The 24,263-nt window shown below is 33.6% G+C and carries 19 protein-coding genes; 14 read left to right on the top strand and 5 right to left on the bottom strand.

What is annotated here, in order from left to right; translation table 11 throughout:
- Positions 1-93 precede the first annotated feature (93 nt).
- Positions 94-960, bottom strand: coding sequence for a MurR/RpiR family transcriptional regulator (locus tag JN168_RS11680; RefSeq protein ID WP_042738015.1), 867 nt, complete (start codon positions 958-960; stop codon positions 94-96).
- Between the two features lie 174 nt (positions 961-1,134).
- Here JN168_RS11680 and JN168_RS11675 point away from each other — a divergent pair, with 174 nt between their 5' ends.
- From JN168_RS11675 to JN168_RS11660, 4 genes are read left to right on the top strand one after another with little or no spacing between them, the layout of a single operon-like run.
- Positions 1,135-2,625 carry an aldehyde dehydrogenase family protein gene (locus JN168_RS11675; RefSeq protein WP_411841286.1) on the top strand — a complete coding sequence of 497 codons (1,491 nt, stop codon included), beginning with the start codon at positions 1,135-1,137 and terminating at the stop codon, positions 2,623-2,625.
- Positions 2,626-2,638: 13 nt separating this feature from the next.
- On the top strand, positions 2,639-3,508 hold the full coding sequence (gene dapA, locus JN168_RS11670; protein WP_279525910.1) for a 4-hydroxy-tetrahydrodipicolinate synthase: 870 nt from the start codon (positions 2,639-2,641) through the stop codon (positions 3,506-3,508).
- Positions 3,509-3,538: 30 nt separating this feature from the next.
- Entirely contained in the window at positions 3,539-4,909 is a 1,371-nt protein-coding gene (locus JN168_RS11665) for a flavin monoamine oxidase family protein (RefSeq protein WP_279525909.1), read from the top strand.
- Positions 4,910-4,940: 31 nt separating this feature from the next.
- Positions 4,941-6,260, top strand: a complete 1,320-nt coding sequence (locus JN168_RS11660) for an MFS transporter (RefSeq protein WP_042738018.1) — start codon at positions 4,941-4,943, stop codon at positions 6,258-6,260.
- A 250-nt stretch (positions 6,261-6,510) separates the two neighbouring features.
- Here JN168_RS11660 and JN168_RS11655 read toward each other — a convergent pair whose 3' ends face one another.
- From JN168_RS11655 to JN168_RS11645, 3 genes are all read right to left on the bottom strand, one after another.
- Entirely contained in the window at positions 6,511-7,734 is a 1,224-nt protein-coding gene (locus JN168_RS11655; protein WP_042738019.1) for an Nramp family divalent metal transporter, read from the bottom strand.
- Between the two features lie 16 nt (positions 7,735-7,750).
- Positions 7,751-8,698, bottom strand: a complete 948-nt coding sequence (locus JN168_RS11650; protein WP_042738020.1) for an agmatinase family protein — start codon at positions 8,696-8,698, stop codon at positions 7,751-7,753.
- Between the two features lie 229 nt (positions 8,699-8,927).
- On the bottom strand, positions 8,928-10,172 hold the full coding sequence (locus tag JN168_RS11645; RefSeq protein WP_042738021.1) for a Glu/Leu/Phe/Val family dehydrogenase: 1,245 nt from the start codon (positions 10,170-10,172) through the stop codon (positions 8,928-8,930).
- A 222-nt stretch (positions 10,173-10,394) separates the two neighbouring features.
- On the opposite strand from JN168_RS11645, the gene JN168_RS11640 reads away from it, so the two are divergent.
- From JN168_RS11640 to mmuM, 10 genes are all read left to right on the top strand, one after another.
- Positions 10,395-10,715: an ArsR/SmtB family transcription factor gene (locus JN168_RS11640; protein ID WP_042738022.1), complete on the top strand. Its 321-nt coding sequence runs from the start codon at positions 10,395-10,397 to the stop codon at positions 10,713-10,715.
- Positions 10,716-10,746: 31 nt separating this feature from the next.
- Positions 10,747-13,209 carry a heavy metal translocating P-type ATPase gene (locus JN168_RS11635; RefSeq protein WP_279525908.1) on the top strand — a complete coding sequence of 821 codons (2,463 nt, stop codon included), beginning with the start codon at positions 10,747-10,749 and terminating at the stop codon, positions 13,207-13,209.
- A gap of 217 nt (positions 13,210-13,426) precedes the next feature.
- A complete protein-coding gene (locus tag JN168_RS11630; RefSeq protein ID WP_042738024.1) occupies positions 13,427-14,311 on the top strand; it encodes a DNA/RNA non-specific endonuclease in 885 nt (294 codons plus the stop codon).
- Between the two features lie 313 nt (positions 14,312-14,624).
- Positions 14,625-14,936, top strand: coding sequence for a PTS sugar transporter subunit IIB (locus tag JN168_RS11625; RefSeq protein ID WP_229366948.1), 312 nt, complete (start codon positions 14,625-14,627; stop codon positions 14,934-14,936).
- A 15-nt stretch (positions 14,937-14,951) separates the two neighbouring features.
- Positions 14,952-16,247, top strand: a complete 1,296-nt coding sequence (celB, locus tag JN168_RS11620; RefSeq protein WP_042738026.1) for a PTS cellobiose transporter subunit IIC — start codon at positions 14,952-14,954, stop codon at positions 16,245-16,247.
- A gap of 6 nt (positions 16,248-16,253) precedes the next feature.
- Positions 16,254-16,571 (top strand): PTS sugar transporter subunit IIA, encoded by a 318-nt coding sequence (locus JN168_RS11615; protein WP_042738027.1) that lies wholly within the window; start codon positions 16,254-16,256, stop codon positions 16,569-16,571.
- An 8-nt stretch (positions 16,572-16,579) separates the two neighbouring features.
- Positions 16,580-17,965: a glycoside hydrolase family 1 protein gene (locus tag JN168_RS11610; protein WP_279525907.1), complete on the top strand. Its 1,386-nt coding sequence runs from the start codon at positions 16,580-16,582 to the stop codon at positions 17,963-17,965.
- Between the two features lie 36 nt (positions 17,966-18,001).
- A complete protein-coding gene (locus JN168_RS11605) occupies positions 18,002-19,909 on the top strand; it encodes a BglG family transcription antiterminator (protein WP_279525906.1) in 1,908 nt (635 codons plus the stop codon).
- 716 nt (positions 19,910-20,625) lie between these two features.
- A complete protein-coding gene (locus JN168_RS11600) occupies positions 20,626-21,963 on the top strand; it encodes an amino acid permease (RefSeq protein ID WP_279525905.1) in 1,338 nt (445 codons plus the stop codon).
- Positions 21,964-22,872 (top strand): homocysteine S-methyltransferase, encoded by a 909-nt coding sequence (mmuM, locus tag JN168_RS11595; RefSeq protein WP_042738032.1) that lies wholly within the window; start codon positions 21,964-21,966, stop codon positions 22,870-22,872.
- Between the two features lie 276 nt (positions 22,873-23,148).
- Here the strand turns inward: mmuM and JN168_RS11590 are convergent, their stop codons facing one another.
- Positions 23,149-24,153 (bottom strand): fatty acid desaturase, encoded by a 1,005-nt coding sequence (locus JN168_RS11590; protein WP_042738033.1) that lies wholly within the window; start codon positions 24,151-24,153, stop codon positions 23,149-23,151.
- Positions 24,154-24,263 lie beyond the last annotated feature (110 nt).

The following is a 24,263-nucleotide window of genomic DNA, read 5'->3' as shown; positions in this document are numbered from 1 at the left end:
ATAATAATAGAATCCAGTAAATGATTATCAATAATCATTTACTGGATTTTTTAGTGTTTACGTCTTAACTAGTTAATTTATCAAGAGAATTAACTAGTTATTAGAAGTATTGTAAGTGACGTGATTTCTATTCAATACTTCTTCTAGTTTTTCTAAATGTTTAAGGGATGTTTCGGAGGTTCTTTTTCCTAACTCTAATACGATGGCATCAATTAAGGCGATGATTGGCAAAATAGAAAAATGATCCTTTCTTACAGATAGTTTTAATGTAACATTGCTAAATTCAATTAATGGTGATGTGTCATGATCGGTAATTAAGATGATGTCGTTTCCCTGTTGTTTGGTTTCTTTGACAGCGTTTATTACTGAATAAGTATAAGGTTCGAATGAAAATGCAATAAGCAAGTCACTGTTAGTCATTTTTTTAGTTTTATCAAATATGGCATCTGTATCATAGCTCAGTTGCTGGATACTTAAATTAAATTCATTTAATAAATGTTCTAAGTAGAGTGCTGTTGTTTTATAAGGTCGTGTACCTAATACATAAATATTGTTTGCTTGTTCAATTAAATTGATTGCTTGGTCAAATGATGAAATTAAATCAGGTTTCAGTGATTGATTTAGCAACGAGACACTTTTATCCCATACGTGTGTCAATGTATGGGATTTTACTTTGCCACTTTCGATAAATGCATTTTTAAGAGAAAATTTGGAATCGTTTGGCATTGCGCTATTGTAGATATCTCTGCGAAAGTCATTGAAATTGTCATAATCTAAAGCGTGTATGGTACGCATAACTGTGGAAATACCGACTTCAGCATCTTTTGCTAATTCTTTGATAGTCACTAATCCTAAATCTTCAAAGTGTTTCAAAATGTAATCGCATAGCTTTTGCTGTTTTTTTGGAAGTGTTTTTTTGGTACTTACAATTTTAGCTTTTAAATCAAAAGTTTGATTCATAACTTTCGTTTGCCCCTTTACTCGTCATCAACATTATTTTCTATATCATATCAAAGAACTAGAAAGAATAAAAATTCTGAAAATGAACATAAATAATCCTTCTTAAATTAAAATGATTTACATTTGTTCATTTAGGTGATAATATGCCATTAAATACTCAAAAGGGGGCAGGAAGTGTTGAATGTAAAAAGAAATGAATTGAAACAGGAAGTTCTAGAGTTTTTAGAAAATGAAATTCCATTGTATATTAATGGCGAATTTCTAGCATCAAGCAAAAATGAAGTATTTGAAGTAGTAGACCCTTCAGATGAATCATTAATAGCTAAGGTCCATGAAGCGAATGAAGAAGATGTAGATAAAGCGGTAAATGCTGCAAGAGAAGCATTTGATAATGGTTTATGGACAAAAATGGAAGCGCATACAAGAGCGAATATCATTTATGAATTTGCTAGATTACTTAAAGAGAATAGGGAAGCATTAGCTCAGTTAGAATCCATAGATAGTGGAAAACCTTATGAAGTTGCATTAGCTGATGATATTGATGGAACAATTCAACAATTTGAATATTATGCTGGTTTTGCTACAAAGATAAATGGTAAAACAACGCAAATTTCTAATGATTTGGTTAGTTATACAGTGCATGAACCTATAGGTGTAGTAGGACAAATTATCCCTTGGAACTTCCCATTATTAATGGCGGCATGGAAATTAGGAGCGGCTTTAGCGGTAGGTTGTACGATTGTGATTAAGCCTGCAACGGAAACGCCGTTATCGTTATTATATGCTGCGAAATTATTTAAAGAAGCTGGCTTCCCTGATGGTGTTGTGAATATTATCCCAGGACCTGGGCGCACAGTTGGAGAATCAATTGTAGCTCACGACAAGATAGATAAGGTTGCGTTCACTGGTTCTACTGGTGTAGGAAAATCAGTAATGAAAGGTGCAGCTGATCAGATTAAGAATGTCACACTTGAATTAGGTGGTAAATCTCCAGCGATTATTTTAAAAGATGCTGATTTAAATGAAGCAATTGAGGGTGCATTTAATGGAACCATGTATAACCATGGTCAAAACTGTAGTGCTTGTACAAGAGTCTATGTACAAAGAGCCATTTATGACGATGTAATTGCTGGATTAAAGCAACGTGCTGAAGAAGTGACAATTGGACCAAGTTTAGATGAAACAACGGATATGGGGCCATTAATTTCGAAACGTCAGCAAGAGAAGGTATTAGAATATATCAGTAAAGGTAAAGATGAAGGCGCACGTTTGATTGTGGGAGGCAATCGCAAATTTGATAAGGGCTATTATGTAGAGCCTACAATATTTGCTGATGTCCAAGATGATATGACGATTGCACGTGAAGAAATCTTTGGTCCGGTAATGTCAGTATTTGTATTTGATGATATTGATGAAGTCATTACGAGAGCTAACGATAGTGATTATGGTTTGGCATCAAGTGTTTGGACTCAAAATATTAAGCATGGTCATTATATTTCTAAAAAGTTAAAGGCAGGTACGGTTTGGATTAATACAGTTGGACTTGAATTGGAAACAATGCCTTTTGGTGGTTACAAGCAGTCTGGTATTGGTCGTGAAATGGGTGGCGAATACGGTATTCAAAGCTACACAGAAGTTAAGAGCGTAATGATAAATATTAATTAATGGAGGTAATTATATGTATAAACCATACGGAATGATATCAGCATTACCAACACCAATGTTAGAGAGTGGTGAAATAGACTATGAATCATATAGCAAATTGATTGAACATGTGATAAGTGGTGGTATTCATGGTGTATTAGTTGGAGGTAGTACTGGCGAATATTCGTTAATGACGTTTGAAGAGCGTAAGGAAATTATTAAATTCGTTACAGAAACTGTAAATAAGCGTGTTCAAGTGATGGCTGGTACTGGATGTCATAGAACTAAGGATACGATTGAGTTAACGCAATATGCTGAAAGTGTAGGCGTAGATAGCGCTTTAGTTATCAATCCTTATTATTTGGTGACAAGTGATGAAGGTATCATTGAACATTACCAACAAGTTGCTAATAATACGAATGTTGGAATTGTAATTTATCATTACCCAGACGCGACAGGAGTTGAATTGGCACCTGAGTTAATTCATGAGATTAGTAAAATAGAAGGAATCATTGGTATTAAAAATACTGCAGACGGCATTCATACATCTAAATTATTCGCACTTGTAAAGGATGACCCAGATTTTGCATTGTTAACAGGGTTTGAGGATTTATTCTTACCAACTTTAGCGTTAGGGGGCGCAGGTGCAATTGGTCTAGTGCATAATCTGGTTCCAGACAAAATTGCAAAGCTCTATGAGTTAATTCAAGAAGATAAAATTCAAGAAGCAGCAGCATTGAATCAAACATTGTTACCACTATATCAATTGTTAGAAGAAGAAACTGTTCCTGGAACTGTGAAAGCTGGTCTCAAGGCTTTAGGCATTGCAAACACAACATGTAGATCACCATTGAAGCCTGCCTCATCTGAATTTGAAGCTAAGATTAAAGCGTACCTAAATTAAGTTAAATTAAAATGTGAGAAGGTGCTTACTATGAAAGATGTAATTATTATAGGCGGTGGATTGGCTGGTTTATCAGCTGCATGGAGATTAAAGAATCATGACATCTTATTGCTAGAGTCTGAAAATAGAGTCGGTGGACGTGTAATGTCTGAAAGAAGAGGTAACTATTGGATGAACTGGGGAGGTCATGTGTATGCAGGTAAAGGTTCTGCTACTGATGAATTACTGAAGTCTGTAGGTGTAAAAGCATTACCGGTTCCTGGAAAGTTATCGGCAATGCATTTAAATGGAAAACTATTATTAAACGGTAGGGTTGAATTATATCCATTTAGAGTACCAATGTCGTGGAAGTCTAGATTGTCGTTACTTAAAGCAGGAGCTAAGGTAAGAGCTGCAGTGATTAAATATGGCAAAGTTGCAAAGCAACTCGAGCATGAAGATTACAGTGTTAGACAACAGCGAATATTAGACTTTATGAATAATAAGACGTTTACCGACTTTACTGGAGCATTACCAGTTGATGCAGACGCTATATTTAGACCGACAGTTAGTCGTTCAACTGGTGAACCAGAACAGATTTCAGCAGGAGCTGGTATTGGCTATTTCCATATGATTTGGAATAAAGAAGGAGGGCTATCTCAAAATATTATGGGAGGTCCATCAACATTGACCAATACTATTGCTTGTCGTTTAAAAGAGCAGATTAAATTAAATGCACAGGTTTCTGAAGTTATCAAAAATAATGACTTTGTTACTGTCAGATATAAGATAGGAGATACGGAATATACTGAAACGGCCAAATATGTCATTTTAGCTACACCAGCCCCAATAACACAAAAAATCGCTAAAAATTTAAGTCCAAAATTAGAACATGCATTAAAGCAAGTTAAATATGGTCCGCACGTAAGTGCATCATTTTTAACAAATGAAACGAGTGAACAAGTTTGGGATGACGTATATGCATTTGCAACACCTAAAAAATCATTTGATATATTAATACACAATTCAAATGTAGTACATGCCATGCATAATAAAAGAGAGCAAGGGAGTAGTTTTATGACTTTTTCTCCTGCAAATAGAGGAAAAGCATTGATAGATAAAAGTGAAGCAGAAATCTTAGAAATTTATTTAACTGATTTAGAAGAGATGTTTCCAGGATTTAGAAATTTAGTAGTCGAAGCAAAAGTTAATAAATTTCCTTATGGCTCTGCATATGTTTATCCAGGACGTGGTCAAATTCAAGCTACATTAACTGAGCCAGATGGTCGTTTATTCCTTGCTGGCGATTATTTAGGTACATTTTATACAGAAACTGCAATTCAAACAGGTTTTACAGCAGCACAAAATATTAACAGCCTATTAGGTTTTAATAAAATGGAAGAAATGCAAAATATTTTGTAAGCGTTTACAATAAAGAGCGGAGGCTTTTGCCATGAAAAAGAGAGAAATGGAAGATATGCCCCTTTGTAAATTTCACATGAAAATTTTCGCTTATGCAAGCGGAAGTTCATTTGTAGATGGCTACAGTTTAGGAATTATTGCTATTGCTTTGTCAGTGATGCAAAGTGATTTCGACATGTCCGTAACCATGATTGGTCTATTAGGTATGGGAACTTTAGGTGGCATGGTCATTGGTGGTTTAGTCGGAGGTTACTTCACCGATATATTAGGCAGAAAGAAAATGTTTATCATCGATATGCTGTTATTAGGCATATTTACTACATTGCAATTTTTTGTGACAGACCCAACACAATTAGTTGTATTAAGGTTTTTAATAGGCATTGCATTAGGGACAGATTATCCGATTGCAGGTTCGTTAATGAGTGAATTTGCTCCTAGTAAGCATAGAGGTGCGTTACTAGGGGGAATTAATGCATTTTGGTTTATTGGCTATGCGATTTCCTATTTAATTGGTTATTTTTTATTGCCATTAGGTCAAGGCAGTTGGAGATGGATGTTGATTAGTGGTGCATTACCAATTGTTCTGTTATTATTAGCGCGTCTAAACATGCCTGAATCGCCACATTGGTTGATTAAACAAGGTAGACATAAAGAAGCTAATACAATAGTTGAAAAGGTCTTTGGTCAAGGTGTGGTAGTATCTCATGAGGAGCAGGAAGCTAAAAAGACCAGTTTAGTTGATATTTTTAAAAATGGTTATGGTAAAAGAACATTTTTTGTATCTACATTTTGGTCCTTACAAGTAATGACTACATTTGCTATAGGTACATACATCCCTGAAATACTAGGTCAGTTTGGTTTTCAAGATGGTTCTCAAAAGTATTTAGGATCAGCAATTATCAATTTATTTTATTTAATAGGTATTTTTCCTGCGCTTTATTTAGTTGAAAAATATGGTCGTCGTCCAACATTAATTTGGCCTTTCCTAATTACAGCTATTGCATTGTTTAGTTTGGGCGTATTGTCTGCAGGCTCGACACCATTTATATTTATTATCTTAATATTTATTATATATGGCATTTTTAATACAGGTATGGGAAGTCATCAATGGATTTATCCATATGAATTATTTCCGACCCATGTAAGAGGGACTGGTGGTGGATTTACGACAACGATTAGTCGTATTGCTTCAGCGATTAGCACTTTCTTCTTCCCAGTTATCTTAGATAATTTTGGTGTTAGTATAACGATGTATATTGCTGCATTCTTATTAATGATTGGCTTCGTAATATCGGCTTTTATGGCACCAGAAACAAAAAGTATGAATTTAAAGGAAGCGGGATCGATTTAAAATATTGTTAAGTATTATAAAGTTTAGACATGAGACCGAGTATTTGTATTAATATGATTTACTATTCATTCATCGTAATAGTTGTAATTTAGAAAGATTGACATAAATATTATAGAGCCAAAAAACGCCATTAAATGAATTTTCCAATTCATTTAATGGCGTTGCTCGTTAAAATTAGGTGCTGATAAATATTAGATATGCAACGAAATAGCAGAATAAGTTAAATTACATTTTGAACTATAACTTTATATTAACGTTGTATAAAGCTATTAATTGCATCAATAAGACTGTATACACCTAAGAATGTCACGACGATTACGACGATACCACCGATGATATTAAGCCACACAGTATTGACATAGTTGCCCATTAAATTCCTTTTATTAATTACAATAAATATCAGAATCGCCACTGTTGGTAAGATGATACCGTTTAGTGCTTGTGCAACAAGTAATACTTGCAATGGTTCGAATCCTAATGCGGATGTAATAATACCAATAATAATGATACATGTGAATACAAATTTGTATTTTTTACTTTCCATGCCACCTTGCCAACCGAGTAAACTACTGATGGTAGCAGCTGCACCAGTTGGTGAGGCAATTGCTGAAGATAATCCAGCTGCAAATAAACCAATACTTATAGCAAATGGTGCGGCATTGCCTAATACGGGTTCTAATGGACCGGCGAGTTGGATGATACTAGTAACTTCTTTACCTTTGATTAAAGTGGCTGCTGCGATAAGAATAGCAGCTGAAATAATACCACCTATAGAAATTGATATAATTGTATCCCAACGTGCAAATTTTAATTCTTTGATATTACCAAAGCGTTCATGTACTGCAGTAGAATGGATAAAGAAATTATAAGGAACGACTGTGGTACCAATTAATGCGATAATAGTTATAATTGAGCCGTTAGGAATAGTCGGCACAAAGATACCCTTTAAGATTCCAATAATATCCGGTTTGATGACAATCATTGTTGTAATAAATATAATGCCCATGATTACCATTAGGAATATCATGATTTTCTCTAAAAAACGATAGTTACCAAACAGACCAATTAATAAAATAATTACACCAATGACAGGTGCTACTGCATTTTCAGGCAAATGTAATAAATAAGCAGCACCCAGTGAAGTACCAATTAAATCACCACTTATATATGCGGCACACCCCAGTGTTACGGCAATTAATGTAAACCAAACGATGATTAATTTACCTATCTTATTGGCGAATAAATCTTGAATCGCTTCGCCTAAACCTTCTCGTGTAACAAGGCTTAAACGAATAATCATTTCTTGTAAAACAATTGTTGCTACAATTGAAAAGACAACCGCCCATAATAAACTATAACCAAATCCTGCGCCACCTTGGGTCATTGTTGTGACAGTACCAGGACCGATAAATGAGGCTGTGATTATCATTCCAGGACCAATAGACTTAAATAGTTTCTTTGCATCCTTAAACATCTACACCACTCCTCAGTTATTTAGTTTTATTTAAATAGGCAACGTGTCCAGCAAGTACATACAGTACGGCAGTAGATACAAAATGAGCTGAATTTTGGTTCGGATCATTCATTGGATAAACCTCAACATAATCCATACCACATAATCCGAGTGTGCCGAATTCGTATATCATCGTTAGTAATTCATATGAGGTCATGCCATTACCATCAACTGGTCCACCAGGATTAAAGGCAAAGTCTAAAACATCACTACAAATAGTTAAGTACACGACATCGACATCTTTGCTTGCTTGCTTATATATGTCTCTTGCGAATTGTTTTAAGTTAGTTGCAGCACGAATATCGTTTATAGTAATTGTAACTGCGCCAGCTTCATTTGCGTATTTTCCGGTTTCAGGTTTATTTCTAGGGCCATGAATACCGGTATGAATAATACTTTCATTTCTGATACCATCAGTATGATATAAGTGCATAAATGGTGTGTTACGCGCGTAAATTTCACCCTCATAATCTGGCATATTATCGTAATGTGCATCTAAATGTATAATACCAACTTTTTTTCCTGTAGTTTCTGTTAAGGATTTTAAAATTGGATATGTAACACCATGCTCACCGCCAAAGCCGACAAGAAATTTGCCACTTTCCCATAAAGGCTTTACAAAGTCTTCAATATTTTCATAACTTTGCTTATTGTCATGGGCTACAAATGGGACATCGCCTACATCACCCAGTGATAAATGATTACTAATATTGATGTGATTCAATTCCGGTAAATACTGACTATAACGTGCTGAACTAGATCTAATTTGTTTAGGTCCTAATTCGACACCTGTATAATCTCCCCAAGTACTTTCACCTTCAAATGGTGCACCATAAATGATGACATCCGTATCTAATGTTTGTGACTTAGTTAGGTTCTTACTATTTAAAAAACAAGGTATATTGCCATATATATTATTTTTCATAATGTAATTCCTCCCCTTTGTTGTAAATAATTATATAAATTATTGTTTTGTATTTCAAATGAATGTAAATACTCGATTACTTATATAATTTATATTACCTGGGAAAGTTAGAAACTCAGCTTAGTTTAAAGGCGAATAGGGAACGTAATTTTGCGAAGATTTAAGCATTGTACCGCAGTGATGTAATAGCGAAGTGTTATGGAACGTGAAGTAGTATCAAAAGGTTGTATTATGCCCAACCACGGAAACGAGATGCTTCAGCAGTGCGTTTGATACCTAATACATAAGCTGCCAAACGCATATCCATTTTTCTATCTTCAGCTAAATCATAAATTGTGTTGAATGCTTCGACCATTTTGTCACGTAGCTTTGATTCTACTTCATCTTCAGACCAATAATAACCTTGCTTATTTTGTACCCATTCAAAATAAGATACAGTTACGCCACCTGCACTAGCAAGAACGTCGGGAATTAATAGTACACCACGTTGGTTTAATATTGCAGTTGCTTCTTGTGTTGTTGGACCATTAGCAGCTTCTGCAATAATGGTTGCCTTAATATTTGGTGCATTGTCAGCTGTAATTTGATTAGATAGTGCGGCAGGTACTAGAATGTCACAATCTAACTCAAGTAAATCTGAATTTGGAATCACATCGTCAAATAAATGTGTTACGCGACCGTGTTGTTCCTTTAATTCCACTAAATGTTCAATGTCTAACCCATCTGGATTATACAGGGCACCATAGCTTTCTGAAATTGCAACAATTTTTGCTCCCATTTCATGTAAAATTTTAGCAATAAAGCTACCAGCATTCCCGAAACCTTGAATTGCAACACGTGATTCTGAGATATTAATATTTTTACGTTTTGTAGCTTCTTCAATAGTTATTACAGCACCTAATGCAGTAGCACGATTTCTGCCTAATGAGCCTCCGAGTGCCAATGGTTTACCAGTTATAAACGCAAAAGCATTAGAACGGTTGATCTTACTGTATTCATCCATCATCCACGACATAATCTGTGGGTTTGTATATACATCTGGTGCAGGAATATCACTAGAAGGGCCAACGAACTGTGACACTGCTCTTACATATCCACGAGATAAGCGTTCTAATTCTTGTTGACTCAATTGTCTTGGGTCACAAATGATACCGCCTTTACCACCGCCATATGGTAAATTGGTAATACCACATTTCAATGTCATCCACATTGATAGTGCCTTTACTTCATCTTTATTAACATCCGGATGGAAACGAATACCACCCTTAGTTGGACCAACTGCATCGTTATGTTGCGCACGGTATCCGGTAAATGTCTTCATTGTTCCGTCATCCATACGAATAGGGATACGTACTTCGAGAAATCGTAATGGTTCCTTGATTAATTCGTACATCCCCTCATCAAAACCTAATTTATGTAAAGCAGCTTTAGTTACTTGTTGCGTTGATAACACTAAATTACTTTCTTCCGTCATAATATAACCCCTTTATTAAATATCTTCTATATTTATACATACTTGAAATACAAATATTAGCCTTATTGAGAATTAAAATCAATAAAATTTTATATATTTATCGAAAAATTCAGAAAATATTTTTGGAAAATTTATGAAGATCGCGTCATGACAGTATTTGTAATTCATATTAGAAAATGATAATATGAAACATATTAAATAGAAATAATATGAGGTGGAGATTTGGATTTTATAACAATTGAGGAGAGGGCAGATTTTGTTCATGGTTTATCCAATCCTATACGTCTACAAATATTAGAATTGATCAAAGATTGTGAATGTACTGTAAATCAAATTGTGTCAGCAACTCGAATTAGTCAATCTAGCGTGTCGCAACATTTAGCTTGCCTCAAAGGCTGTGGTTTAGTTACTTCTAGACAAGCAGGTAAGTATGTGTATTATAAGCTCACAACGAATAGTGTGAAAACATTGTTAACACTTATTGATACAGTGATTATAGAAACGCAAGATGATACAAAAAAATGTCAGCATCATATTAAATAATTAGTATTAGTAAAGAAAGAAGTTGATATGAGTGAGTCGTCAACAGTATAGAGGCAACAATTTACAAGGGCATCATGATAAGGCAGTAGAAGCGCACGATAATCATTGTTGCACAATAAATTCACATGAAGTGAATGATCATAGTAATAACAGTGAAACTGACTCTCAAACAGTTAAACAATCAGCAGAAACTTATTATATTCTTAAAATAACAGGTATGGATTGTAATAATTGCGCTAAGACCATTGAACAATCAGTACTAAAGTTAAATGTTGTTCAAGATGCGCGTATTAGTTTTGCAACTGGAAAATTACATTTGAATGTTAATTGCAAGGAAGATATACAGCAAGTCATACAAACGATTGAACAGTTAGGCTATGGTGTGAGTGTGCTTAGTAATGCTGGTACTGAAACAGTATTTAAGATTCAGGGTATGGATTGTAGTGATTGTGCCAAAACGATAGAACAGCATATGACTCAATTAGATTATGTAGATCGAGCGAGCGTTAATTTTGCAACTGGAAAGTTAGCTTTACAATATAATGGACAGCCCAAACAGGTTATTAAAGAAGTATCTAAGTTGGGATATAGTGCGACGCTATCAAATGAACAAACCCAACAACAGTCGATACTGACTTTATTTAAATTGCCATTGATATCGTTAATATTACTGTTGTGTGCTTGGTTATTCACTTACTTTAGTATGTCAGATATTTTAGTTAATACATTGCTACTAACTGCAATTATCATTTGCGCATTTAAAACGGTAAAAAGTGGCATTTTTGCCTTGAAGGCTAAACGATTAGATATGAATGTATTGATGTCAGTTGCTATTATAGGTGCTGTGTTACTTGGAGAATACTTTGAAGCGACAATGGTTATCTTATTATTTGTAATAGGCACAAGTTTACAACAAGCTTCCATAGAAAAGACCCGGGCGACTATCCAATCACTTATGAATCTAACACCACAAGTAGCACGAGTTAAACAAGAAGATGGTTGGTCAGAACAAAGCGTTGCCAGTATTGCTGTTGGAAACATAATTCAAATTAGACCGGGTGATCGTGTGCCATTAGATGGTGTGATAATAGAAGGTACATCAGCGATAAACCAAGCTCCAATAACAGGTGAGTCTATTCCTGTAAATAAAAGTATGGGTGATGAGGTCTATGCTGGTACTATTAATGAGGATAATACATTAGTAATTGAAGTGACTAAAACAGAACAACAAACCATGCTGGCACACATTATTGATTTAGTTGAAACTGCACAAGAACAACAGGCACCAACACAGAGTTTTATTGATAGGTTTGCAGAAATATATACACCTGTAGTGTTTGTATTGGCTCTACTTGTTATGATAGTGCCTCCACTATTTGCCTTTGGTACATGGGGGAGCTGGATTTATAAAGGATTGGAATTACTGGTTATCGCATGCCCATGTGCGTTAGTGATTTCAACACCTGTCGCAATTGTGACTGCTATAGGTAATGCTGCTAAAAACGGGATTCTAATTAAAGGGGGCAGTTATCTAGAACAGCTTAGCTCACTTAATGTTCTGGCGTTCGACAAGACAGGTACATTGACTACAGGGGAGCCAACGGTTCGATCAGTTGTAGAAATTGATAGTGACAAACAGCAGTTGATTGCAATAGCACAAGTCCTTGAATCGCAATCATCTCATCCGATTGGACAAGCAATATTAAATTATACTGATCCGCAGAATAATTTAACTTCAATGCAACCTGAAACATTTGAGAATATACCTGGCAAAGGTATTAGTGCTGTTATAAAGGGTGAAAGATATTTCGCAGGTAATATGTCATTTGTAGCTAGCATAAATGACAAAGTTACTCAATATCAGCATGCTATTTTAAATCATATGACTCAAGGCGAAACCGTAGTCGTTATTGCTAATCAATCACAATTACTTGGCTATATTACTTTGAGTGATAAAGTACGTGAAGGAACACAGGAAACTATGCTGAAGTTAAAACGTTGTGGTATTGAAGAAACGATAATGTTAACAGGGGATAATAAAGGTTCCGCGAAAAATATTGCGCGAAGTTCTGGCATAAAATCATACTATGCTGAGTTATTACCAGAAGATAAATTGCGCCAAATAGAAATGATTCAACAGCAAGGTAAAGTTGTCGGTATGATAGGAGATGGCATAAATGACGCGCCTGCATTAGCAACGAGTAATATTGGTATTGCTATGGGTGGTATCGGTACAGATACAGCAATGGAAACTGCAGATGTAGTGTTAATGACAGATAAATTGGAGTATGTTCATTACGCGATACAATTAAGTAAACGAACGACTGCAATTATCAAACAAAACATTTATTTTTCTATTATTATAAAATTAATTGCTTTTATGCTTGTCTTTCCTGGATGGCTCACGCTGTGGTTAGCCATTTTAAGTGATACAGGGGCTGCAGTATTAGTTGTCTTGAATGCATTGAGGTTATTGAAAGGAATCAAGATATGATGGCTTAATATATAATGAAATTATTAAAAAATGAATTTCATATGAATGTCTTGTTGTGAAAAAACAATAAATGTACCTTAAAATTGTTTGTTACACATAATTGATGTAATTATGCCTCTTTTAAAATCAGTTATAGCCTTTATCATTGAAGTAAGTAAGCGAATAGAGTTAATTTAAATCGTGTTATAAATTAAATTGAAGCAGGAGTTCAACTATCATGAAAATACTTAAAGTAATTGCCCTTATTATATTAACGACAACATTATTAACCGCATGTGATAGTGATGGGAACTTTACACAATCAGATTTTGATAAGGTAGAGCAAGGATTAGAAACCTTAACTAAGCATTTACAACAAGACTCAGACGATACATCCAAGCCTGAGGTTACAAAGGCAGATATTGATCTGATTAACGCTAATACTAATAGTGAAAATTATGCCTATATTAATGATAATAAAACAAATTTAACAACAGCAGATAATAAGTTACTTGATAAATATAGTCGTGAAAAGTTCTGGGTAATTTATCCGAAATTAGATCAATATGGTAGGGCTGGAACTGTTACTGCATTAGTAACGCAGCAGTCTGTGGAAAGTCATTCTTCAAAGGTTAGAAAACGACCAGCGTTTGATTATGGTGTGCATATTGCTGGTGAATATAAAGACGGTGTATACAATCCTGAAAAGCAAGCGTGGAAGGGAGAAGAATCTAATAACGAAATTTTGCAGTTAAATGGTTATCGAGGTTATATTTATAATAAATCACATTCATTAGCTTGGTCACTTGGAGGAGATATGGAAACACATAATCTTACCTTAGGTACACGCGCACAAAATGTTGGTACTAATCGAGACCGTAATGGTGGAGGAATGGGTTATGCTGAAACACAAATTCGTAATGCGATTCACGAACATCCACAAACTAAAGTGTATTATAAAGTGACACCAGTTTATCAAGGCAGTGAGTTACTTCCTAGGGGTTCACACGTAAGAGCTTATTCTGTTAATGACGAAGGCCAAACAGTAAATATAAATGTGTGGGTGTCTAATACACAAAAAGGTGTAAAAATTAATTATCAAAATGGCACGCATAATGGCTAAAGCCTATGCTACAAAATAGCAATTAACAATAGATGTAACCAAAAATAAACTCAAAACCTTTCGATGAAATTATTTCATTGAAAGGTTTTTTGATGTGTCCGTTTATTAAGTGATGATGTTCTTGGATATAAGTCAGTACCTAGATTTAATTTACATCGTTATAGCGTTAAATAAAAGTATAGTTTAGCTGTTGAATGATATAGGCATTTTAAGCGGTAAACAAAATTGCCGTTAATAGTGGAAAAAGTAATCATTAATATGTAAGCGTATACATTGTATGATGGGTTCAACATAAAGAAAGGGATGATGAATGATGAAAAAAATATTACTATCCTGTTCGGCAGGTATGTCTACAAGCTTGTTAGTTTCAAAAATGAAAGAGGTAGCAGAAGAGCAAAGTTTATCAGTTCAAATTGATGCGGTGTCTAGTGACAATGCTTTCTCAATGTTAAATAGTTATGACGTCTTATTAATTGGTCCACAAATGCGATTTATGAAGAGAAAATTTGAAAAACATGTCAAAGAACAAAATATTAGTATTCCTATTGATGTTATAGATACGGTTGCTTATGGACGCATTGATGGTGCTGGAGTGCTAAAACAAGCACTGAATTTAATTGAGTAATAAGGGGATGAAAGTATGGAAAGTAAATTTATGGAAAAATTGGAAGATATTTTATTACCAATAGCCGATAAATTAAATAATAATAAGTACCTTTCAAGTTTACGTGATGGTTTTATGGTGGCTTTACCATTAATCATATTTGGATCAATTTTCATTGTAATTTCAAATTTTCCATTTTTAGATAAAATTTTATCCAAACAGCAATTTGCTACATGGCAACAACTCGTAGGTCCAGCATCAGAATCAACATTATCAATAATGGGACTATTTGTCATTATCGGTATTGGATATAAATTAACCGAAAAAAATGGGTTTGAAGGAATATATGGAGCAGTCACTGCTTTAAGTAGTGTGCTGATTTTGACGCCACAAATTGTAGGGAAAACACAGGGTGTGATACCTGTTGAAATTCTAGGTGCAAAGGGAATGTTCTTAGGATTAATCGTATCGATGTTGAGTTGTGAAATATATAGCTACTTATGTAAAAAAGAAATTACGATTAAAATGCCAAATGGTGTACCGGAGCAAGTATCAAAGTCATTTAGTGCATTGATACCTATTTCTGCTACTTTAACAATAGTGTTATTGATTAGAATTATAGTTTCATTTACACCATTTGAAACTTTACAAAATCTTATATATACAGTATTACAGCAGCCATTGACAGCATTAGGTAGTGGATTACCTGCAACAATTGTTGCAGTGTTATTGATACAAGTATTTTGGTTTTTCGGGTTACATGGTCAAATCATTGTCAATACTGTTTTCGATCCGATTTGGTACTCCTTAAATAATGAGAATTTAGAAGCATTTAAAGCACATCAAGAACTGCCAAATATTATAACAAAGCAATTTATTGATACATTTTTAGTAGGTATGGGTGGTACTGGTGGCACAATGGCAGTAATTTTATTAATTTATATTATTGCACGTAGTCAACAAAATAAAGAAATAGGTAAGCTTGGTGCACCTTCTTCTATATTTAATGTAAACGAACCGATATTGTTTGGACTACCTATCATAATGAATCCAATCATAGTTATACCATGGGTTATTGCACCCATTGTTGTAACTTTAATCACCTATTTTTCAATGCAATTAGGGCTAGTACCTAAACCTTCTGGAGTTATAGTTCCGTGGACGACACCAATATTTATAAGCGGTTATTTAGCAACAGGAAATGCATGGCAAGGTGCTGTATTACAATTAGTCAATTTATTAGTTACTTTTATCATTTGGTTACCATTCTTTAAGGTACTAGATAATGGTTACTTTAAACAAGAGCAGAAAAATAAACAGAATGAGGAGTAATGCTTTATGGAGAATAATACAGAAATGGCTTTTCAAATCATCTTGCTTGCGGGAAATGGTAGATCAAGCGCTATGGAAGCAATACAATTTGCAAAGGACAATGACTTCAATGCTGCACAAGAAAAATTAGCAGAAGCAGCATCAGAAATAAATAAGGCCCACAACTTCCAAACCAAACTTTTACAAGCGGAAGCACAAGGAAAGAACTATGAACTTAATTTAATCTTGATTCATTCACAAGATCACTTAATGAATGCAATAACGATTAAAGACATGGCCAATGAATTTATCGATTTGTACCAATATATTAATGAAAAGGGATAGGTGATAGGATGAATATTTCATTTCCAAAACATTTTTGGTGGGGAAGTGCAGCTAGTGCAACACAAACTGAAGGGACACAAAATATAGATGATCAAACAAATTGGGATTATTGGTATCAACAAGAACCAAATCGCTTTTTTGATCAGGTCGGTCCGGATGTAGCATCTAATTTTTATTATACCTATAAAGATGATATTCAATTGATGAAAGCGACTGGCCATAATTCATTTAGGTTATCAATTTCATGGACTAGATTGATTAATCAAGAGACAGGTGATGTAAACGAAGCGGCAGTAGATTTTTATAATAAAGTAATTGACGAATTAATTAGTAATGATATTGAACCATTTGTTAATTTATATCACTTTGATATGCCATTGAAACAGCAAGAACAAGGTGGATTTGAATCCAAAGTCGTGGTGAAACATTACCTAGATTATGCACAAACATGCTTTGAATTGTTTGGAGATAGAGTAACGAAATGGTTTACGTTTAACGAACCAATCGTTCCAGTAGAAGGTGGTTATTTTTATAATTTTCACTATCCAGACGTGAACGACGCTAAAAGAGGTATTCAATTTGCGTTTCATACCATTTTAGCAAATGCTAAAGTAATTGAGCTGTTTAAATCACGAGGTTATCAAGGTGAAATAGGCATTATATTAAATTTGACACCTTCATATCCAAGAAGTAATAACCATGCTGATGTTAGAGCTGCCGAAATTGCAGATTTATTTTTTAATAGAAGCTTTTTAGATCCTGTTACAAAAGGAGAATTCCCTAGTGGCTTAATAGAAATATTAGAACAGCATGATTTGTTACCTGAGTGTGAAGCGAAAGACTTACAGGTGATAAAGCAAAATACGATTGATTTACTAGGCGTAAATTATTATCAACCAAGAAGAATCAAAGCAAAAGATAATTTACCAAACCCGAATGCACCTTTTAAACCGGAATACTATTTTGATAATTATGAAATGCCTGGTCGAAAGATGAACCCATATCGAGGTTGGGAAATTTATCCTAAAGGGATATACGATATAATGATTAACTTGAAACAAAATTATAGTAATATCAAATCATTTATTTCTGAAAATGGTATGGGAGTAGAAAATGAACAGCGCTTTTTAAAAGATGGGCGTATTGAAGATGATTATCGTATTCGTTTTTTACAGGATCATTTATATTGGTTACATCGAGCACTTGATGAAGGCGCTAATTGTCATGGTTATCACATGTGGACATTTATGGATAATTGGTCATGGATGAATGCTTATAAAAATAGATATGGGTTTATTTCAGTAGATTTAGAAAATCAAAAAAGAACAATTAAGAAAAGTGGTTATTGGTTTAAAGATTTAGCTGAAACGAACCAATTTGATTATCAAGTATAGTCCCTTTAAAACGATAAAGATAATGGAAGTGAGCGCATGAATAAAAGGGCATTAGAAACTATCAGGCTATTATATAACCACACAAATTGTTATGTTTCAGGAGCATTTATAGCTAAAAGTTTAAGCGTTTCACCAAGGACAATTAGAAATGATATAAAAATGATCAACGGCATCGCAGCAACGCATGGTTTTTATATTGAATCAAAAAAATCCGCTGGTTACAAAATCGATATAAAGGATAAAAGCAAATTCAATTTATTCATTAATAATCAATATCTTAAAGATGAGTTGTTGAATTTTAATAATCAGGAAAGCAGAGTGCATTTTATATTGAGTAAATTACTCATATTAGATAATTACGTCAAAATAGAACGTTTGAGTGAACGTATGTATGTCAGTGACACGACAGTGAAAAAGGACTTAAAGGTTATTAGAAACGAACTTGATAAATATGAATTACAACTGATATCCAGTCCGTACTATGGTTTGAAAATAGAAGGTTCTGAATTTCAAAAAAGATATGCCATTGCAAATATGTTGCTCGATAAACCTTATCACAATCACACATTTGATATAGATAAAATCAATGATTTAAAAGAACAACTGATTAAGTTAATCAATCAATTTCAAATTACAATTCCAGACGTTAAACTTGAAAATTTGGTAATTCATATTTATATTGCCATGTTCAGAGTTGAAAATAAATTTATGATAGCCGATAAAGATAATATATTTCAGAATTTTGAATATTACGATGCTGAATTGAAACATTTCTTTCAAGCAATTGTAGGTCTGCTCGAACAACGTTATGATGTTATATTGCCAATTGAAGAAAAACAATATATTAAAGCACATATTGCGGCATCTGGAATAGTTTCAAAAAAATATGAACTCATAGATCGTAAAGAAATTAACGATTTAATTCATCAAATGTTTAATAAAATTCAGGATGTTTTTCAAATTAATTTGGATAATGAATTAGAATTAAAGAAAAATTTGGCATTACACTTATCTACTTCAATCAATCGTTATAAGTATAAGATGAATATTAGAAACCCTATTTTAACTGAGATAAAGAAGAATTATCCCTATGCATTTGATATTGCTTTAGTTGGAGGAAAGGTTATTGAAGAAGCATTTAAGATAAAAATTTCAGAGAGCGAGATTGGGTTTTTAGCATTACATTTTCAATTAGTATTACAAAAAGCGCAATCAGTAACAGAAAAAATCAGAGCGACTATCGTCTGTGCTTCTGGCATGGCAAGTTCAGAATTAATAAAGTATAAATTACTTGAGAATTTTGGAAATGCATTAACTATGACAGATTCTCAACAAATGTATGAATTGAGTAAAGAAACACTTAAAAATACAGATTTAATCATTGCTACAGTACCACTATCAAGGGAATATGATGTGCCAGTTATCACTGTTAATACAATTTTAACTCAAGAGGATATTTTGCAATTAAATCATTTTATAAACAATTACGATAAAAATGAGAATGAGCAACTGATAGAAATATTTGATTTGAAAAATGGTATCAATTCTAAAGAAACATTATTAACCGCAATAGAAAGTGATTTAAAGCAATTAGATTACATCGAACCCAATTTTTTGAAACAGGTGTATGAAAGAGAGGCAGTAGCAACAACAGCATATGGAAATTTAATTGCAGTGCCACATCCAGTCACACCTCAAGCCAAACAGTCATTTATATATGTAATTAAACTGGATAAACCGATAAAGTGGGAGACTAAGGAAGTGCAACTTATATTTTGTCTTGGATTGAAACAACATACTACTGTTGATATGAAACCTATATTTAAAAAATTGAGTTATATTATTAATGACTTTAATGTTGTGTTGAATTTAATAAGTCAACAAAATAATGCTGACTTAAGGTTGGCTTATAAAACGATAAGCAATGAAACAAAATTAAATTAAGGTGTTAATGGACACCTATAAATAATAGTTATGAAAGATAAATAGCAATAATTTATTATTTTATATTTTAAGCGTCTAGGATATTAATCCTGAAAAAAATAACCCTAAGATGAATAATTCATTTATCTTAGGGTTTCTTTTTATTAAATATTTTAGTATTGTTGTCTCGCTTTCCTAGGGGACAGCTTCAGCCTGTAGTCTTCCGCTTGTCCTGTTCCCTCAGGAGTCTCGCCCAAATACGAAGCATTCATTTCGTATTTTTTACAGAAACACAGAAACATAGATTAAAATACTCGTATTAAAATTGAGTTGTTTATGTTGAAATAAATCATTAATTGCAGAATACTTCATCAACATGCTTTTTATTAAATATTTTAGTATTGTTGTCTCGCTTTCCTAGGGGACAGCTTCAGCCTGTAGTCTTCAGCTTGTCCTGTTCCCTCAGGAGTCTCGCCAAAATACGATATTTAGTGATATTTGTGTAATTGATCGATGCAATTATACAAATTGATGTGGGTTATTAAATATATATAAAATAAGTGTTTGATAGGCGTTATAACTTAAATAGTAAAAATTTAACATCAATTTAGTATTTTTACTTTTATTCCTGAGTAATCTTATTGATTTGTCATTGACTAAATTTTCAGACATTAATAAAATGTTTAATTATACATAAAAGGATAGTGCACAAAATTACATAGAGATCAGGTGAAAGTATGGAACAAGTGAGATTCAAACGAGCGATGAAGCAACGGCATTTAATGTTACTTAGTTTTGGAGGCGTCATTGGTACTGGGTTGTTTTTAAGTTCTGGTTATACATTGCAGCAAGCGGGACCATTAGGAACTGTATTGTCTTATGTAATTGGTTCGTTATTAGTATATTTAGTGATGTTATGTTTGGGGCAACTTGCGATGAAACATCCTGAAACGGGAGGTTTTCATATTTATGCAAATCAATATATTCATCCAGCAATTGGTTATATTGTAGCTTGGTTCTATTGGTTAACATGGACAGTAGCTTTAGGATCTGAATTTACTGCTGTTGGATTATTAATGCAAAAATGGTTCCCGCATATTCCAGTTTATGTATTCGCTACGTTAGCAATCCTGTTAATTCTAGTGTTTAATATTGTATCAACACGTTTTTATGCAGAGGTTGAGTTTTACTTTTCATTAATCAAAGTTGTGACGATATTTGTGTTTATAGCGTTGGGAGCTTTAGTTATTGTTGGTTTACTACATTATAATGGTTATCAAGGTATTGAGACGATTAAGCATCGTTATACAGATCCAACATTCCCACATGGTTTAGGTTCAGTATTCTTAACAATGTTGGCAGTGAATTACGCATTCAGTGGTACAGAATTAATAGGTATTGCTGCAGGTGAAACTAAAAATCCTGAACAAGTTATTCCTAAGGCAATCAAAGCAACACTTTGGCGTCTAGTTATTTTCTTTATTGGAACGATGGTTATTATCTCTATATTAATTCCAAGTTACCAAGGTAAGTCATTAGAGAGTCCTTTTGTAGTTATATTTCAAAGAATGGGTATTCCATATGCGGGCGACTTAATGAACCTTGTAATTATAACAGCATTGCTTTCAGCGGCAAATTCTGGATTGTATGCAGCTAGTAGAATGATTTGGAGTTTATCAAATGAAGGGCTATTCCCAGTATGGTTTGGTAAGTTAAATAAATTTAAAATGCCTGTTCGTGCAACATTATTTAGTATGTTGGGTGGTCTGTTGGCATTGCTATCAAGTGTTTATGCTGCAGATTCATTATATGTTGTGTTGGTATCAATAGCAGGGTTAGCAGTTGTAATTGTGTGGATGAGTATTTGTCTAGCATATTTTAATGCTAAGCGTCGCGATAAATCGTTAAAGATACAACAATGGGTACCGGTAACAGGATTTTGTTTATGTTTTGTATCGTGTGTTGGGATGATATTTGATCCTAATCAAGCGCCAGCACTATATTTTGGAGTGCCATTTGCGCTGATTGCACTCATTTATTATTTTATTAAATACAATAAAAAAGGGGCAATTTAAATGCGACTATTAGAAAAAATCAAACACACAGATTCAAAGGCAATTGTGTTAGATGGTGGTTTAGCTACTACTTTAGAGCAAGCAGGGTGCAATTTAAATTCAACGCTATGGTCTAGTGAAGTGTTGAGACAACAGCCCGAAGAGATTTATAAAGCACATCAAGCATTTGTAGATGCTGGAGCTGAAATTATATTAACTAGTACCTATCAAGCAAGTACAGCGACCTTTTTAGATATTGGCTTAACAATTGAAGATATTGACCATATTTATAATACTGCGACAGAAACGGTTTATCATGCAACTACAACGCAACAAGTGATAGTGGGTAGTCTGGGACCGTATGGTTCGTATTTAAGTGATGGTTCAGAATATACAGGTGATTATAATTTAAGTAATATAGATTATTATCAATTTCATCAAACACGTATTGATCGTCTAGTCGAAAAAGGAATCGTAGATTTTGTATTTGAAACAGTGCCTAATTTTAATGAAATCAAGGCATTGGTGGAATTTATCATACCGAAGTATCCAACATGTACATTTTGGATATCGGTGACGGTCAATGCAGAAGGTGATTTGTCCGATGGCACACCTTTTGATAAAGTTTGTGAATATATTGCGTTGCATCATAATGAAGTACCGGTTTTTGGTATCAATTGTTCTCATGTTAGTGCTGTAAATAAAGCAATGGACAAAGGTTTACAGGATTTACCACAAACGCTTGCTTTGTATCCTAATGGTGGTGCAATCTATGATGCCAATGAGAAAATATGGCAAGATGAAGGTGATACAAGCGCAATATTAGAAAGTATACCAACTTGGATTAGCAAAGGGGTAACAATTATTGGTGGTTGTTGTCAAACAACACCTGAAGATATTAAACAAATAGCTAAGTTAATTAATGAATAATAAAGGATTGGAAAGACTTGCTTTGAAGAAATCAGCGACGATAATTTTTTACTAAGTGCATTTGTCTTAATTTATATAGTTTAATGATTGAAGTGAGATAGCAAAGGTAACAAGTTGAGTCATTGAGACTGAGCATCGACATATATTCAATTGTAAAGAGAATTTGATTAAGTTGAAGGACTTGTATAAAGATAGCCTCCCAAAAGATAACTTTTATCTTTTGGGAGGCTTATTCAAATGTTACTGTACTACAGACATTTATTATATTTTCTTAGATTATGCCATCTTATAACGTAGTGAAAATTCTTTAAATGTGATGAAACATTTTTTCTGTTCATCATATAATTTGAATTTTAACGATGACAAACTTTCTATCAAGGTAATAGATGTTGCATGATGTAACGGTTTTACATTTTTATGGGTCGCTTCTAAGGCGTAATTTGGGATTCTGGGATTGAGATGGTGTACATGATGATAACCAATATTTCCAGTAATCCAATGGATTAATTTAGGTAATTTATAATACGAGCTACCTTCAATTGCTGCCTTTACATAATCCCACTCAGATGGTTCTTCAAAATATGAATCTTCAAAGGTATGTTGTATATAAAATAACCAAATGCCGATCATACCAGCAATAAAGACCATTGGTGCGAAAATTGCGAAAAATTGTCCTGCACCTAATAAGTAGATAAGACTGCCATATAATATGATAAGGACAATATTGTTCAACCAAGTATTTCTTTTTTCGCCCAATTTTGCATCCTTTGCGTTAAATCTATTAGATATAAGTACCAAGAAAAAGGGCCCCAAGACAAACATGACAAAAGGATTACGATAGATTTTATAGAGACAGCGCTTTGTTGTTGATGCGCATTTATATTCAGTTACTGTCATAACCCAAATATCACCAATTCCACGCTTTTCAAGATTTCCACTACCTGCATGATGGATTAAATGTTCTCTTCGCCATTTTCTATAAGGGAAAAATGTTAAGAATCCAGTGACATTGCCTAATAAATCGTTATGCTTTTGTTTCTTGAGATAAGATCCATGACAAGCATCATGAAAGATTATAAATGTACGAATTAAAAATATTGCTGCAACAGCACTACATAAAATGGCTAATGACCAATGAAGTTGATATAGTAATCCACTTGCTATTAATAGTGCCAACAATGGTAATAATGTATTTATAATTTGAATCGTACTTTTCGTATAACTTGTCTTCTCGAAAGGTTTAACCATCTTGCGTAATAATTTCTTTTTTTCTGCTTCCATATTCACCATACTTTCTGTGCTAAGTAATATAAATTAATATGTTTAATTACAAAGCAATGAATCAATTGTATATAAAAGTGGTTACTATTACAAAAGTTAGTTGAAGAATA

This window comes from Staphylococcus gallinarum (assembly GCF_029774255.1).
GTDB classification, from domain to species: domain Bacteria; phylum Bacillota; class Bacilli; order Staphylococcales; family Staphylococcaceae; genus Staphylococcus; species Staphylococcus gallinarum.
The sequence above is the reverse complement of the archived record's forward strand: the minus strand, read 5'-3'. Positions and strand labels throughout refer to the sequence as shown.

Excerpts from the sequence above, each read along its gene's own strand:
- celB (WP_042738026.1), top strand. The coding sequence starts at position 14,952 with ATGGAAAGTAAATTTATGGAAAAATTGGAAGATATTTTATTACCAATA.
- JN168_RS11660 (WP_042738018.1), top strand. The coding sequence starts at position 4,941 with ATGAAAAAGAGAGAAATGGAAGATATGCCCCTTTGTAAATTTCACATG.
- JN168_RS11605 (WP_279525906.1), top strand. The coding sequence starts at position 18,002 with ATGAATAAAAGGGCATTAGAAACTATCAGGCTATTATATAACCACACA.
- JN168_RS11665 (WP_279525909.1), top strand. The coding sequence starts at position 3,539 with ATGAAAGATGTAATTATTATAGGCGGTGGATTGGCTGGTTTATCAGCT.
- JN168_RS11590 (WP_042738033.1), bottom strand. The coding sequence starts at position 24,153 with ATGGAAGCAGAAAAAAAGAAATTATTACGCAAGATGGTTAAACCTTTC.
- JN168_RS11625 (WP_229366948.1), top strand. The coding sequence starts at position 14,625 with ATGAAAAAAATATTACTATCCTGTTCGGCAGGTATGTCTACAAGCTTG.
- JN168_RS11655 (WP_042738019.1), bottom strand. The coding sequence starts at position 7,734 with ATGTTTAAGGATGCAAAGAAACTATTTAAGTCTATTGGTCCTGGAATG.
- JN168_RS11600 (WP_279525905.1), top strand. The coding sequence starts at position 20,626 with ATGGAACAAGTGAGATTCAAACGAGCGATGAAGCAACGGCATTTAATG.
- mmuM (WP_042738032.1), top strand. The coding sequence starts at position 21,964 with ATGCGACTATTAGAAAAAATCAAACACACAGATTCAAAGGCAATTGTG.
- JN168_RS11610 (WP_279525907.1), top strand. The coding sequence starts at position 16,580 with ATGAATATTTCATTTCCAAAACATTTTTGGTGGGGAAGTGCAGCTAGT.
- dapA (WP_279525910.1), top strand. The coding sequence starts at position 2,639 with ATGTATAAACCATACGGAATGATATCAGCATTACCAACACCAATGTTA.
- JN168_RS11680 (WP_042738015.1), bottom strand. The coding sequence starts at position 960 with ATGAATCAAACTTTTGATTTAAAAGCTAAAATTGTAAGTACCAAAAAA.
- JN168_RS11650 (WP_042738020.1), bottom strand. The coding sequence starts at position 8,698 with ATGAAAAATAATATATATGGCAATATACCTTGTTTTTTAAATAGTAAG.
- JN168_RS11630 (WP_042738024.1), top strand. The coding sequence starts at position 13,427 with ATGAAAATACTTAAAGTAATTGCCCTTATTATATTAACGACAACATTA.
- JN168_RS11645 (WP_042738021.1), bottom strand. The coding sequence starts at position 10,172 with ATGACGGAAGAAAGTAATTTAGTGTTATCAACGCAACAAGTAACTAAA.
- JN168_RS11615 (WP_042738027.1), top strand. The coding sequence starts at position 16,254 with ATGGAGAATAATACAGAAATGGCTTTTCAAATCATCTTGCTTGCGGGA.